This window comes from Plantibacter sp. Mn2098, from assembly GCF_049319745.1.
In the GTDB taxonomy this organism is placed as follows: domain Bacteria; phylum Actinomycetota; class Actinomycetes; order Actinomycetales; family Microbacteriaceae; genus Plantibacter.
On record NZ_JBMOUH010000002.1, the window covers coordinates 242,512 to 256,185 of the forward strand.

10 protein-coding genes and 1 pseudogene are annotated in these 13,674 nt (G+C 67.4%); 7 read left to right on the top strand and 4 right to left on the bottom strand.

The window, feature by feature from the left end; genetic code table 11:
- Positions 1 to 170: 170 nt before the first annotated feature.
- The gene (gene nagE, locus ACL9RL_RS03925) at positions 171 to 2,132 is read left to right on the top strand and encodes an N-acetylglucosamine-specific PTS transporter subunit IIBC (RefSeq protein WP_422778907.1); all 1,962 of its coding nucleotides are present in this window, start codon (positions 171 to 173) and stop codon (positions 2,130 to 2,132) included.
- Positions 2,133 to 2,301: 169 nt separating this feature from the next.
- Positions 2,302 to 3,450 (top strand): Rv2578c family radical SAM protein, encoded by a 1,149-nt coding sequence (locus tag ACL9RL_RS03930; protein WP_422778908.1) that lies wholly within the window; start codon positions 2,302 to 2,304, stop codon positions 3,448 to 3,450.
- A gap of 83 nt (positions 3,451 to 3,533) precedes the next feature.
- Here ACL9RL_RS03930 and ACL9RL_RS03935 read toward each other — a convergent pair whose 3' ends face one another.
- Complete coding sequence (locus tag ACL9RL_RS03935) at positions 3,534 to 3,953, bottom strand: GNAT family acetyltransferase (RefSeq protein ID WP_422778909.1); 420 nt, start codon at positions 3,951 to 3,953, stop codon at positions 3,534 to 3,536.
- A 233-nt stretch (positions 3,954 to 4,186) separates the two neighbouring features.
- Between ACL9RL_RS03935 and ACL9RL_RS03940 the strand changes: the two genes are divergently transcribed.
- On the top strand, positions 4,187 to 4,702 hold the full coding sequence (locus ACL9RL_RS03940) for a heme-degrading domain-containing protein (RefSeq protein WP_422778910.1): 516 nt from the start codon (positions 4,187 to 4,189) through the stop codon (positions 4,700 to 4,702).
- Between the two features lie 174 nt (positions 4,703 to 4,876).
- A complete protein-coding gene (locus ACL9RL_RS03945; protein ID WP_422778911.1) occupies positions 4,877 to 6,337 on the top strand; it encodes a carboxylesterase/lipase family protein in 1,461 nt (486 codons plus the stop codon).
- A gap of 160 nt (positions 6,338 to 6,497) precedes the next feature.
- Here ACL9RL_RS03945 and ACL9RL_RS03950 read toward each other — a convergent pair whose 3' ends face one another.
- Positions 6,498 to 8,906 (bottom strand): DEAD/DEAH box helicase, encoded by a 2,409-nt coding sequence (locus tag ACL9RL_RS03950; protein WP_422778912.1) that lies wholly within the window; start codon positions 8,904 to 8,906, stop codon positions 6,498 to 6,500.
- A 406-nt stretch (positions 8,907 to 9,312) separates the two neighbouring features.
- Between ACL9RL_RS03950 and ACL9RL_RS03955 the strand changes: the two genes are divergently transcribed.
- Entirely contained in the window at positions 9,313 to 11,175 is a 1,863-nt protein-coding gene (locus tag ACL9RL_RS03955; RefSeq protein WP_422779210.1) for a glycoside hydrolase family 15 protein, read from the top strand.
- A gap of 155 nt (positions 11,176 to 11,330) precedes the next feature.
- On the opposite strand, the gene ACL9RL_RS03960 is transcribed toward ACL9RL_RS03955, so the two are convergent.
- A complete protein-coding gene (locus ACL9RL_RS03960) occupies positions 11,331 to 11,813 on the bottom strand; it encodes an NUDIX hydrolase (RefSeq protein ID WP_422778913.1) in 483 nt (160 codons plus the stop codon).
- A 229-nt stretch (positions 11,814 to 12,042) separates the two neighbouring features.
- On the opposite strand from ACL9RL_RS03960, the gene ACL9RL_RS03965 reads away from it, so the two are divergent.
- Positions 12,043 to 12,660, top strand: a complete 618-nt coding sequence (locus ACL9RL_RS03965) for an antibiotic biosynthesis monooxygenase (RefSeq protein ID WP_422778914.1) — start codon at positions 12,043 to 12,045, stop codon at positions 12,658 to 12,660.
- Positions 12,661 to 12,803: 143 nt separating this feature from the next.
- A pseudogene (locus tag ACL9RL_RS03970) lies at positions 12,804 to 13,091 on the top strand (pilus assembly protein CpaE); the annotation flags it as partial.
- 315 nt (positions 13,092 to 13,406) lie between these two features.
- On the opposite strand, the gene ACL9RL_RS03975 reads toward ACL9RL_RS03970, so the two are convergent.
- Positions 13,407 to 13,673, bottom strand: a complete 267-nt coding sequence (locus ACL9RL_RS03975) for a ribbon-helix-helix protein, CopG family (RefSeq protein ID WP_422778915.1) — start codon at positions 13,671 to 13,673, stop codon at positions 13,407 to 13,409.
- Between the last annotated feature and the right edge of the window lies 1 nt (position 13,674).

Below are 13,674 nucleotides of genomic sequence, written 5' to 3' on the forward strand. Positions count from 1 at the left end.
CACCCTCGTATGTCCGGCTGCCGCATCGATCTTTCACCCGTCTTCGTCGTCCCCGCCACAGCATTCCACACGCCCGATCATCCGGACGTTCTCTCCACAATCGGCTTGAATTGTCGATTCCGGTATTCCACAACATAAGGTTGTTTCATTGTGAGCCTTGAGGAGGCCCCGTGAAATTCTTCCAACGACTCGGCAGATCGATCATGCTGCCCGTCGCCGTCCTGCCGGTCGCCGCCATCCTGGTCGGCGTCAGCTATTGGATCAAGTCGGCAGCAGGCGGCGACAACGTCGTCACGACGTTCCTCGCCGCAGCAGGTGGGGCGCTGCTCGACAACATGCCGCTGCTCTTCGCGATCGGCATCTCGATCGGTATGGCCAGGAAGACCGACGGCACCTCGGCACTCGCGGGTCTCGTCTCCTGGCTCACCGTCACGACGCTGTTGAAGCCGGAGACGGTCGCCCTCTTCCGCGGCGTCGAGGCTTCGGCGGCGGATCCGGCGTTCTCGAGCATCCAGAACGCCTTCATCGGCATCCTCTGCGGCCTCATCGGGGCGTTCTGCTACAACCGGTTCAAGGACACGAAGCTGCCGGATGCTTTGTCGTTCTTCTCCGGGAAGCGGTCTGTGGCCATCGTCACCGCTGGCGTCTCGCTCGTCGTCGCGCTTGTGCTCTACGTCGTCTGGCCCATCGTCTACGGCGGGCTCGTCGGGTTCGGCGAGTTCATCGTGACGCTCGGGCCGCTCGGTGCCGGCATCTACGGCTTTATGAATCGGATGCTCATCCCACTCGGCCTGCATCACGCGCTGAACTCGGTGTTCTGGTTCGACGTGGCCGGCATCAACGACCTCACCAACTTCCTCAACGACACGGGCGTGTACGGCGTCACCGGACAGTACATGACGGGCTTCTTCCCGATCATGATGTTCGGACTGCCCGGCGCCGCATTGGCGATGTACGTGACCGCCAAGACCAAGCGCAAGAAGATCGTCTACGGCATCCTGTTGTCCTCCGCGGTGTCCTCGTTCTTCGTCGGTGTGACGGAACCGCTCGAGTTCGCGTTCATGTTCCTCGCACCCTGGCTCTATCTCATCCATGCCGTGTTCATGGGGATCTCCCTCGCCATCAGCGCCATCCTCCCGGTGCGGATGGGCTTTGGATTCTCCGGCGGATTCATCGACCTCGTGCTCAACTGGGCCAATCCGCTTGCGGAAAACCCGTGGATCATCCCGATCATGGGCGTCGGCTGGTTCCTGATCTACTTCTTAGTGTTCCGCTTCGTCATCCTCCGCTGGCGACTCAAGACGCCGGGCCGGGAGGACGACGACCTCGTCGACGGGTCCGACGGAACCGCTTCGACCGCCGGAACCGACGATGCGTATCTCGCGACCGCCGGCAGGTTCCTGGACGCGCTCGGCGGGCCAGCGAACATCGTCGAACTCGACAATTGCGCGACACGGCTGCGCATGGAGGTGGCGGACGTCGCCCTCGTGGACGACGCAGCACTCAAGCGCGCTGGCGCAGCCGGAACGATGAAGCCGGGTGGCACCTCCGTGCAGGTCGTATACGGACTCAACGTCCAGTTCGTGAAGGACGCGATGGAGCGCATCATCGCCGGGACCGCGAGCGTTCCGGTCGAGGGCGGGTCGGGGACCGCCATCGAGGCAGGTGCCGAGGTCGGGTCGGGCACCGCGGCCGGGTCAGGCACGTCGACTCTCACGCCACCACTCACAACCATCGTCCTGCGGCAGCCGCTCGCCGGCGAGGTCGTCCCGCTCTCCGAGGTGCCGGATGCGACGTTCGGCACGGGGATCATGGGGCCGGGCATCGCGATCGAGCCCTCCGGCGACACGGTCGTCGCACCGGCCGATGGAACCGTCGGCCATGTCTTCGAGACCGGGCACGCCGTGGCCCTCGTGCTGGCTGACGGAACGGAACTGCTCATCCACGTCGGCATCGACACCGTCGAGATGCGCGGCGACGGCTTCGAGAACCTCGTCGCCTCCGGCGACGTCGTCACGGCCGGGACGCCGCTGTTGCGCTTCGACCTCACGAAGATCCGCGCGGCCGGCCACCCTGCCGTCACCCCGGTCGTCGTCCTCAACAACGAGGAGGCCGCGATCGTGCTCCAGTAGTCACCACTCGGCGGGCCCGCACAGGAGAAGGAAGGCCGCACGAGAGAAGGCGGTTCCGCGGCGAATCCACCTTCTCTCGCGCGGTCTTCCTTCTCCCATGCGTCGGGCCGTCCGGAACGCGACGAAGACGCAGCACCCAAAAGACTCGAACGTATGTTCTAATAGGGGGATGAGATGGAGCGGTCAAGAGCTTGGGGTCGAGGAACCGTCGGCCCTGCCAGGACTCGCCAAGCTCAACAACCTCGTGCGGAGCGTGCAGACGCCGGAGTTCGCCGGCGTGACGTTCCATGAGGTCCTCGCCAAGTCCGCGCTCAACAAGGTTCCCGGCCAATCGGTCATGCCCTTCGGCTGGACCATCAATCCGTACCGGGGCTGCTCGCACGCCTGCACGTACTGCTTCGCCCGACCGACGCACACCTACTTGGACATGGACGGCGGTCGCGATTTCGACACGCAGGTCGTCGTCAAGGTCAATGTCGCCGAGGTGCTCGAAGGCGAGCTCCGGAAGCCGAGCTGGGGCAAGCATCCCGTCGCCCTCGGGACGAACACCGATCCCTACCAGCGCGCGGAGGGGAAGTACCGTTTGATGCCCGGCATCATCACCGCGCTCGCGGAGTCGGGGACGCCGTTCTCCATCCTGACGAAGGGCACGCTGCTCCGCCGAGACCTCCCGTTGCTCGCGGATGCGGCTGGGCAGGTTCCCGTGGATCTTGCGATGTCGATCGCCATCTTCGACGACGAACTGCAGCACTCCGTCGAACCGGGCACACCCACGGCCACCGCGCGCCTCGCCACCGTCACTGCGGCCCGCGAACATGGGTTCGACGTGAGCGTCCTTATGATGCCGATCCTGCCGTATCTCACCGACACGAGTGCCCACCTCGACCACGCGCTCGAACGCATCGCGAAAGCCGGAGCCACCTCCGTCCTCTTCTCCGCACTGCACCTCAAGGGCGGCGTGAAGCCCTGGTTCATGCACTGGCTGGCCGGCGCCCATCCAGAACTCGTCGAGAAGTACGAGGACCTCTACCGGACGGGCACCTACGCACCGAAGGAGTACCGCAAGTGGCTCGCGGCCCGCATCCGTCCGCTCATCCGGGCGCACGGGATGGAACGCGGGCGAGAGGATCCGGCAACCGGCGGTGTCCGGTCGAGCGCCATCGGCATGATGCGCAACGATGAAGGCGAGCGCGTCAGCATTCGGACGGGCGGTCCCGCCGGTGGTCCGATCGGCGCCCCGGCCGGTGTCCGCTTCGCCGACCTCGCGAGGAGCGGCGCGCCGATGACCGGCTTGCAGGTGCAACCGACGCTGTTCTGACCGAACCACAGATCAGACGTCCGGGATCTGTCGTCCGGGATCAGCTGTCCGTAACGAATCGTCCGGGGATCAGGCGTCCGAAATCAGACGTCCGGGATCAGACGCTTGCTGAGCACGGCGACCTCGTCGGTGCCGTAGCCGATCGACTCGTAGAACCCGATCACCCGTTCGTTTCCGGAGCGCACCATGAGGTTGATCTTCGGGCATCCCCGCTCCGTGAGCAGCCGTTCGGCCTCAGCCATGAGCGCCTGTCCCAGTCGCTCACCCCGCCGCGATTCGGCCACGGCGAGGTAGTGCACCCAACCGCGGTGCCCGTCGTACCCGATCATGACCGTCGCGATCACCGCCCCGTCGTGCTCCCCGACAAGGAACAGTTCCGGTTGCGTCGTCAACTTCCGTTCGATGTCCTTGATCGGATCGTTCCAGGGCCTCGTCAACCCGGCATCCGCCCACAGAGCAACAACGGTGGACAGGTCTGATAGGGCGAACGGACGAATCAGCATCCCACCATTCTCCTCTCCCTCCTCCCTCCTCTCCGCTCTCCGCTCTCCGCTCTCCGCTTCCTTCCTCTCTTCTCCTCTCGCCTCCCCCACCGCCCCATCCATCGCGCATAACTACTTCAAATTGAAGGCCGCCATTCATCGCGCCGCGGAATCTCGCAGGTCTGCAGATCGGCCGCGACAGATTGAAGGAGTTATGCGCGCAGGGCAGCTCGCACACATGCCATGATGTGCAGATGTCCGATGCAGCAACTCAGGGAGCCGAGGCGACGCAGCCTCCAGCCATCCCCCACACCGACGAAGCGATCATCGCCGCGATCACCGAGCAGGAGGCTGAGCTCCGGTTCGACTCGTTCGACCACACGGATGCGTGGAAGCTCGGAAACGTGCTCGTCGCCCTCGCGCAGGAACGTCAGCATCCGGTGTCGATCGCCGTCCTGCTCGGTGAGCAGCGTGCGTTCCAGGCCGGGCTTCCTGGGTCGAGCGCCGAGAACGACGACTGGATCATGCGCAAGGCGCGCACCGTGCGGATCTTCGATCACGCGAGCTGGTACGTCGGAGCGCGGTTCCGGCTCGACGGGCGCGACTTCGCCGTCGAATCCGGCCTGGATCCGGAGCTGCACGCGGCCCACGGCGGGGCGTTCCCCATCCACGTCGGCGATGAGCTCGTCGGCGTCGTCGCGGTGAGCGGTCTCACCCAGGCGACCGATCACGCCCTCGTCATCGAGGCCCTGCGTATCGCCCGCGTCTAGCTTTCCTCCCCCACCCTGCCCGCGAACTGTCAGTCGTGGCGGCTATCCGGCTTGCCAAACCGCCACAACTGCCTGCTCGCGAGCTGTCGGTTGTGGCGGGCATCCGGTGCGGCTATCCAGCCACAACTGACAGCTCGCGGGCAGGCCGACGGGGCCGATCGATAGGGTGGGGGCATGAGCAGCGAGACTGAGGTCCGTCCGACGGTGTCCATCGCGAGCGGGACCCTGCAGGGGACCTCGGCAGACGGCATCGATCGTTTCCTCGGTATCCCGTACGCCGCCGCACCGTTCGGCGAGAACCGGTTCCGGTCCCCGCAGCCCGTCGAGCCGTGGCTCGGGATTCGCGATGCCTCCAGCTACGGCCCGACCGCACCACAAGCCCCGTACGGCGGCGGCCTCGAGGATCTGCTCCCAACGGTCGAGGTTCCTGGCGACGAGATCCTCAACCTCAACGTGTGGACCCCCGCCGATCGCACGAGCGAGCTGTTGCCGGTCATGGTGTGGATCCATGGCGGCTCGCTCGCCCACGGTTCGAATGCCCTCGCCGCCTACGACGGGACTCCGTTCGCGAGGGACGGCATCGTGTATGTGGCTGCCAACTACCGCCTGGGCGCCGAGGGATTCTCGGTGCTGGATGGCGCGCCGCTCAACCTCGGGCTGGCGGACCAGATGGCGGCGTTGCGCTGGGTGCAGGCTGAGATCGAGCGCTTCGGCGGCGATCCGCGACGGGTGACCGTGTTCGGGCAGTCGGCCGGAGGTGCGCTCACGGCGGCGCTCGCCTCGCACCCCCAGGCGGGCGACGTGATGCAGCAGGCCATCGTGATGAGCGGGCCGCTGAGCGGCGACACCCGCGAGCGGACCGGCCGCATCACCCGCCTGATGGCGAAGGATCTCCAGATCGAAGCGACGCGCGACGCCTTCGCCGCCGTCGCGCCCGCAGAACTCGTCGCATCGATGCAGCGGGTCACCGCCGGATCGACGCCGATCACGGGTGGGGCCGGGTTCTCGATCGCGTTCGACGACGACCTGTTCCCGAGGAACCCCATCGATGCGGTGACCGCAGGCATCGCGGGCCGCATCCCGATCCTGATCGGGACGACGACCGAAGAGTACCGGCTGTGGTTCTTGCCCACCGGCCTCCTCAGCACCTTCACGAGACTCCACGTGCTCGTCGCTCGGCTGAAGTTCAAGATCTCCGCCCGGGCCGTACGGCTGTATCGGCGGAACCGGCCCGGCGCATCGTCCGGCGAGATCCTCGGCGCACTGGCGACCGACCTGCTCCTGCGGGTCCCCGCCAACCGTCTGGCCGATGCCCGCACCGCCGCGGGTGGACGGACCTGGATGTACGAGTTCGCTTGGCGCAGTCCGGTGCAGGACCTCGGTGCCGCGCACGCCGTCGAGTTGGGGTTCGTGTTCGACGGCCTCGCGGTCCCGGATTCCGTCTCGCTCGCTGGAGCCGATGCGCCGCAATCGCTCGCGACATCGATGCACTCCGCCTGGGTCACGTTCGCCAGGGACGGCGCGCCGGGCTGGCCGTCCTGGGACGCGACGCGCCCCGTCCGCGTCTTCGACGGCGTCGCCGATCCGCTCGTCCACGCCCCGCGCGAGGACGAGCGCCAGTCCTTCCGCCCCTAGCCCTCCGCGGCCTCTGCCGAGGGGTCGCAATGTGCGGGTCTGACGCGGAGACACCCGCAGTTTGCGACCCCTCGGCAGAAGCGGCTGGGTCGGGAGCGGGGGACGGGCGGGGACACGAAAGCCCGCCCCGACGGTGTCGGGACGGGCTTTCAGGCGGAACCTAGTTGGCGGACGCGGAGATCTCACCGACGACGGCGTCGCCGGGAGCGGCGTTGACGAACGACGCCTCGATCTCGGCACGGTCGAGCAGCTCGGTCATCCGACGCTGACGTGCGCGCGGGATGATCGTGACGACACGACCGACCTTGCCCGCACGACCCGTACGGCCGGCGCGGTGCAGGTACGTCTTGTACTCGTCCGGGGCGTCGGCCTGCACCACGAGGGTGATGTCGTCGACGTGGATGCCGCGGGCCGCGACATCGGTTGCGACGAGGACGTTGACACGGCCGGAGGTGAGCTTCTCCAGGTTGCGCGTGCGGCGCGCCTGGTTGAGGTCGCCGTGGAGGGAGACGGCGGGGATGCCGGCGTCCTCGAGCTGCTCGGTCAGTCGGTCGGCGTACGCACGGGTGCGAGCGAAGACGAGGGTCTTCTCGCTGCGGTCGACGAGCTGCTCGATGAGCTGGTCCTTGCCCTTGTGCTCCACCACGAGGACGCGGTGGTCGATCGTCGAGGACGCCTGGTCTTCACCGGCGACTTCGTGGACCGAGGGGTTCGGGAGGAACTCCTTGACGAGGGTGGCGACACCCTTGTCGAGCGTTGCCGAGAACAGCAGCTTCTGGCCGTCGGGAGCCGTGCGGCGCAGGATGCGCTGGACGGGCTCGAGGAAGCCGAGGTCGCACATGTGGTCGGCCTCGTCGAGGACGGTCACAGTGACCTGCGAGAGGTCGAGACGCCCCTGCTCGATGAGGTCCTCGATGCGGCCGGGCGTGCCGACGATGATGTCGACGCCGCGCTGCAGCGCACCGACCTGACGGCCCTGCGGGACGCCGCCGTAGATCTGCGTGGTGAAGAGGCCGACGGCGCGTGCGATGGGCTGCACGGTGCGGTCGATCTGCAGCGCCAGCTCACGCGTCGGAGCGAGGATGAGCGCACGGGGCTTGCGGCCCGGCTTGCGGTTCTTGCCGCCGCCGTTCTCCATGAGCTTCTCGACGAGCGGAGCGCCGAAGGCGATCGTCTTGCCGGAGCCCGTGCGGCCGCGGCCGAGGACGTCGCGACCCGCGATGACATCGGGGATCGTCGCCGCCTGGATCGGGAACGGGCTGGATGCGCCGAGTTCTTCGAGGGCGCGGACGATGTTGCCGCCGAGGCCGAGGGCCTCGAAGGTCACGCCTTCGACGTCCTTCGCCTCGATCGCGTCGGCCTCGAGGCGCTCGAGCACCACGTCGTCCTGCGGGACGAAGCGTGCGCCGTCGTCCTTCTTCGGGTAGAAGTCGCTGCTGCGGCCGTTGCCTGCACCGGCGCCGTCGAAGCTGCGTGCCGGACGGTCGTCGTAGGAGCGCTTGGGGCGGTCATCGTACGAACGGGCCGGACGGTCGTCGTACGAACGCGCCGGACGGTCATCGTACGAACGGGCCGGGCGGTCGGTGCGGTTCGCCTGACGGGGGTCGCCGCCGTAGGAGCGAGCGGGACGGTCCGCACCGGTCCCTGAGCCTGTCGAAGGGCGCCCGTAGGACGGACGGTCGTTGCTGCGTGCCGGACGGTCGTCACGGTCGTTGGAACGGCCCTGGTATCCACCCGATGCCGGGCGGTCGTAGGAACGTGCGGGACGGTCGTCGCCGCCACGGTTGTACGCAGGACGGTCGTTACGGTCGTTACGGCCCTGGTAACCGCCGGTCGCCGGACGGTCGTAGGAACGTGCCGGACGGTCATCGCGATCGTTCGAACGGCCCTGGTACCCACCAGTTGCGGGGCGGTCGTAGGAACGTGCAGGACGGTCATCGCCACCGCGGTTGTACGCAGGACGGTCGTTCGAACGACCCTGGTACCCACCGGTCGACGGACGATCGTTGCGGTCGTTGCGACCCTGGTAGCCACCAGAGGACGGACGATCGTACGAACGAGCCGGACGGTCATCGCCACCGCGGTTGTACGACGGACGGTCATTCGAACGACCCTGGTACCCACCGGACGACGGACGATCGTTGCGGTCGTTGCGACCCTGGTAGCCACCGGTTGCGGGGCGGTCGTAGGAACGTGCCGGACGGTCATCGCCACCACGGTTGTACGAGGGACGATCGTTCGAACGACCCTGGTATCCGCCAGTCGACGGACGATCGTTGCGGTCGTTGCGACCCTGGTAGCCACCCGAGGACGGGCGGTCGTTGCGATCGTAGCGCGAGCCGCCGTCGGACGCGTCGGTGCGGGCGGCGCGGTCTGCGCGCTCGTCGGCGTTCCAGCGCGACTTCTTGGGGGCGTTGGCGTCTTCCGGGCGGTAGCCGCGGTGGCCGGGGCTCTTGCTGCCGGCCTGCGGGCCGCCGGTGCGAGCTGCGTACGGCTTCTTGTTCTCGCCGTAACGCGGGTCGAAGTTCTTGGCCGGACGTCCGCCGGCTGGTTTCTTGTTCTTGGGCATGGTGCTTTCCGGGTTATCTCGTTTGCATGAACAACACGCATGACGACACAACACGGATGATGTTGCGGCATGCTCATACCCGGGCGATCAATGGCCGGGACCGTTCACAATGTGTGAAATTCACCAACGTGTTCGTTGGGAAACCGGCCCACCAGACTTACAAACCCTTTCCGCGGTACACAACGCGGTGTCTAGAGCCGACCTGACTACGTTACCCGATGTCGCCCCAGAAGTCACGGCCGTCCTGTCGATCGCCGTCGGAGTCGCCCCGCCGCTGCGCCGCTGCGCCGCCGCTCCCGCGCCTCCTCCCCTCCTCCCCTCCTCCCCTCCTCCCCGTGCACAATTCCGGAACTCTCACGCAATTCAGGACGATTTCGCCGCTTTTCGCCCCGAATCGTCCTGAATTCTGGAAAAGTTCCGGAATTGTGCACGTCCTTGGCCCGCCCTCAGGCCCGCGTGGCAGCATGGGGACATGCCAAGCCCCATCGAGGACTACGCCATGATCGGCGACTGCCACACGGCGGCGCTGGTCTCCCGCACCGGCAGCATCGACTGGTTGTGCCTGCCCAGATTCGACTCGGCGTCGATGTTCGGCGCCCTGCTCGGCACCGAGGATCACGGCCGCTGGTCGGTCCGTCCAACGGATCCGGACGCCCGAACGACTCGCGAGTACCTCGAGGACACCTTCGTCCTCGTCACCCGCTGGAGGACCACGGACGGGGTGGTCGAGGTCACCGATCTGATGCCGCACGGCGATCGTCGGGCCGATGTCATCCGCCGGGTGCGCGGCATCAGCGGCACCGTCACAATGACCGAGGACCTCCGTCTCCGATTCGGATACGCGACGGCGGTGCCCTGGGTCAGACAGACGAAGAACGGACACGGGATCATCGCCGTCGCAGGACCGGACGCAGTCGTCGTCCGCGGACCGCACCTGACCGCTCAGAATCATGCGCACAGCGCCGAGTTCACCGTCGCGGCCGGTGAGACGATCGACCTCACCCTCACCTGGTATCCGGCGCACCGCGACGCCCCTGAGCCGTTCGACGTCGACGCCCGCATCGACTCGACCGTCCGCTGGTGGCGTTCCTGGGCCGACAGCTGCGAACCGCCGACGGAGTACGCCGAACCCGTCACCCGCTCGCTCCTCGTCCTCCGCGCGCTCACCCACGAGGACACCGGCGGGATCGTCGCAGCGGCGACCACGAGCCTGCCGGAGTCGTTCGGCGGCGTGCGCAACTGGGATTACCGGTACGTGTGGTTGCGCGATGCGTCCCTCACCCTGGAAGCGCTTATGAACCACGGGTTCAAGGGCGAGGCGCACGGCTGGCGCAACTGGTTGCTGCGCGCCATCGCCGGCGATCCCAACGATGTCCAGATCATGTACGGCCTCTCCGGCGAGCGCTATCTCGCGGAGGTCGAGCTCACGAGCCTGCCCGGATACGACGGAGCCGCCCCCGTGCGCATCGGCAACGGCGCGTACACGCAGTACCAGGGCGACATCTTCGGAGCGGTGATGCTCGCGCTCGCGCAGGCCCGTGACATCGGCGTCAGGGAGGACGAGTTCTCGTGGAGCCTGCAGCGCGCGCTCCTCGGCGTCGTCGAGGAGCAGTGGCAGCGCCTCGACCACGGGATCTGGGAGGTGCGCGGGGAGTTGCAGCACTTCACCCACTCGAGGGCGATGCTGTGGGCCGCGCTCGATTGCGGCGTGCGGGCGGTCCGGGACCACGGTCTCGCAGGTCCGGCCGATCGCTGGGCGGCACTGCGCGACCGCATCCGCGAGGAGATCGAGGAGCAGGGGTACGACCACGATCGTGGCACCTACGTGCAGCACTACGGCACCACGGAGGTCGATGCTTCCCTCCTGCAGCTGGCGCAGATCGGGTACGTCGCGCACGACGATCCGCGGATGATCGGCACGGTCGCAGCGCTTGAGGAGGATCTCCTGCGCGACGGGCTGCTCCTGCGCTACCGGACGACGAGCGGAGTGGATGGACTGCCCGGTGACGAGCATCCGTTCCTCGCGTGCTCGTTCTGGCTGGTCGAGCAGTATGCGCGTTCGGGTCGGGTCGATGACGCGCGCGGGCTGATGGATCGGCTCGTGTCGTTCAGCAACGACCTCGGACTGCTGTCGGAGGAGTACGACGTGCAGAACGATCGCCAGGTGGGCAACACTCCGCAGGCGCTCTCGCACCTCGCGCTCGTGCGGGCGGCGGATGCGATCGCTGCGGCTCGCGTCCCGTCGGCCGGCGTTCCGGCATCCGTCTGATCCCGGTCGCTCCCGGTTCTGTTCAGAATTCAGGAACTCTGGTGCGGGAATTCGCGTTCCGGCTCCGAGGGGAGCCAGAACGTCCTGAATTGCGCAGAAGTTCCTGAATTCTGAACCGGCAGCCGCCCGCTCAGCGGTTGCAGCGCGACGCCCGCTCAGCGGTTGAAGCGCGCCTCGCGCTCGTCGGAGGCGGCGGCCTCGATGCGCAGCCTCATCGCATCGGCCATCTCGGGGAGCGCGTCCAGCGGGTACCAGCCGGTCTCGGTGTTCTCGCCATCGGCAGGGTACGGCTCGCCCGAGACGTAGCGGCAGCGGAACGTGATGTCGATGTACTGCGTGACGTCGCCGTTGTCGTAGACGTTCGGCGGGAGGACCTGCACGATGGCGAGCCGCTCAGCGACCGCGGTGATCGACGTCTCCTCGAGCACCTCGCGTTCGGCGGCAACCGCCGGCTCCTCCCCCGGATCGATGATGCCGGTCACCGGCGTCCAGGCGCCGTTGTCCGAGCGGCGCACGAGGAGCACCTCCGGCCGGCCCGTGTCGAGACCGCGCAGCACGACAGCTGTCGTCCCGGTGAGCCAGAGCGGTGCGTTGCCGATGTGCTCGCGCAACGCGAGGACGAAGTCAGGGGTCGCCATGCCCAGAGCCTACTGCGCACAATTCCGGAGAACGTGTGACAGGAGTGGCTCATGTGACTGGAATCGCGCAGAATCGGCGATATTCGCCTCAGAGTTCCGGAATTGCGAACATGCCCGGGTGGTGGGAGGCGATGGATGCGGCATACGGCGATGGATGCGGCATACGCCGACGGGTACCGCATACGCCAGCGGATGCGGCGACCGCCGCGGGATGCGGTGTACTTGAGGGATGGAACACGATCCCATCACCGTCTCGATCGAACGCCGGGTGAACCCCGCGCGCATCTCCGAGGCCACCATCTGGGTGCAGGCCGGCATCAACCTCGCCAACAAATACCCCGGATTCCTCGGCTCCGGCTGGATCCGCTCCGGCGAGCACAGCGACCTCTGGTACATGCTCTACCGATTCACCGATGAGGCGACGCTCGCCGCCTGGGAGCACTCCTCGGAGCGCGCATGGTGGCTCCAGAGCGGTGAGGCGTTTATGGAGCAGTCCCGGGTGGAGAAGCGCACCGGCATCGAGGGCTGGTTCGATGCCCCGGAGGGCATCCTGCACGTCGGCGGGGCGCAGATCGACGAGACCGATGCCGCTCCGCCCATCCCGTCCGCACCGCCGCGGTGGAAGCAGGCGATCACGATCTGGCTGGGCTTCTTCCCGCTCAACCTGGTCTTCACGCTGCTCGTCACCTACGTCGTGCCCGGCTGGGAGCCGCTCGGCGTCTTCCTGCACGTCCTCGTGTCGACGCTCATCCTCACGCCGATCATGACCTACTGGCTCCTCCCGTTCGTCACGCGCGTGTTGCAGCCGTGGTTGCAGGCGCCGCGTCGCTCGTCCTCCGCTTCCTGACCCTGCGCCGCGACCCGGCGCCCTGCCCCTGCCCCTGCCCCTGCCCCTGCCCCCGCCCCCGACCCTGCTCCCGACCCTGCGTCATCCCTGCACACCCGGCCGGATGCCTGGTCAGGATCGGTCGGTGCCGCAATACTGGGAGCATGATCTCGACCGAGCTCGCCCGCGCACTCCGCACCGCCGGCCTCAGGTGGCAGCCCGCCCCGGGCGACCGCTTCCAGATCGACCGCGGCGAGTTCCGCGGCGAGGTGTTCACGGTGAGCGAGATGACCATCGAGGTGCACGAGCACCCTGGCGGTCGCAGTTTCGGCTTCAACGGGACGACGGAGTGGGCGCTCGATTCGGTCGACGAGGTCGACACCCTGTGGCTCCCGTCGGAGGCGCAGTTGCGCGAGCGGCTGGGTTCGTCCTTCCGCGCGTTGGAACGCGTCGACGTCGGCCAGACGGACCGCTCGGACCTCGACCCGACGATCATCGCCGCCCCGTCTCCTGAGCCGCCGCCCCGGCTCGATTTCGGGACCGATGCGCGGGAACTGGCGATGCATTCGGCCGGCGACACGGTCAGCGCCCCGGTCGGCGACGCGGATCTGCTCCTCGAGGCGGCGAGCGACGCACTGTTCGGCGACGCCCGCTTCGATGTCGTGACCGTCACGGACGGTATCCCCCACCGTTACTCAGCCAAGACCTCGGAGGACGCCTACGCCGAGGCGCTGCTGTCCCTCATCCTGCGTTCGACCGAATAGCGGTCACGCTCCACGAAGCCAGGCACGAAGCGCTTCACGCACGACAGCGCTGCGCGACGTCGAGTCCTGGACCGCACGGAGATCGAGCGCCGCATTCAGCTCCGGATCGAGCCGCACCGGCACCACTTTCGCGATGTCGCTGCCCATACGAGGGCGCCCGCGTTTGACGAGCTCCTGAACGTCGTAGCCGGCTTCGGCTTCCGCAGCCCACTGCACGATCTGAGCATCATCGATCGGATTTCCGTCGATCGTGCGTCCGGTGTCATTCATC

Bases quoted from the DNA above. Each gene is read 5' to 3' on its own strand.
- ACL9RL_RS03930 (WP_422778908.1), top strand. From the start codon at position 2,302: ATGAGATGGAGCGGTCAAGAGCTTGGGGTCGAGGAACCGTCGGCCCTG.
- ACL9RL_RS03935 (WP_422778909.1), bottom strand. From the start codon at position 3,953: ATGCTGATTCGTCCGTTCGCCCTATCAGACCTGTCCACCGTTGTTGCT.
- ACL9RL_RS03940 (WP_422778910.1), top strand. From the start codon at position 4,187: ATGTCCGATGCAGCAACTCAGGGAGCCGAGGCGACGCAGCCTCCAGCC.
- ACL9RL_RS03945 (WP_422778911.1), top strand. From the start codon at position 4,877: ATGAGCAGCGAGACTGAGGTCCGTCCGACGGTGTCCATCGCGAGCGGG.
- ACL9RL_RS03950 (WP_422778912.1), bottom strand. From the start codon at position 8,906: ATGCCCAAGAACAAGAAACCAGCCGGCGGACGTCCGGCCAAGAACTTC.
- ACL9RL_RS03960 (WP_422778913.1), bottom strand. From the start codon at position 11,813: ATGGCGACCCCTGACTTCGTCCTCGCGTTGCGCGAGCACATCGGCAAC.
- ACL9RL_RS03965 (WP_422778914.1), top strand. From the start codon at position 12,043: ATGGAACACGATCCCATCACCGTCTCGATCGAACGCCGGGTGAACCCC.
- ACL9RL_RS03975 (WP_422778915.1), bottom strand. From the start codon at position 13,673: ATGAATGACACCGGACGCACGATCGACGGAAATCCGATCGATGATGCT.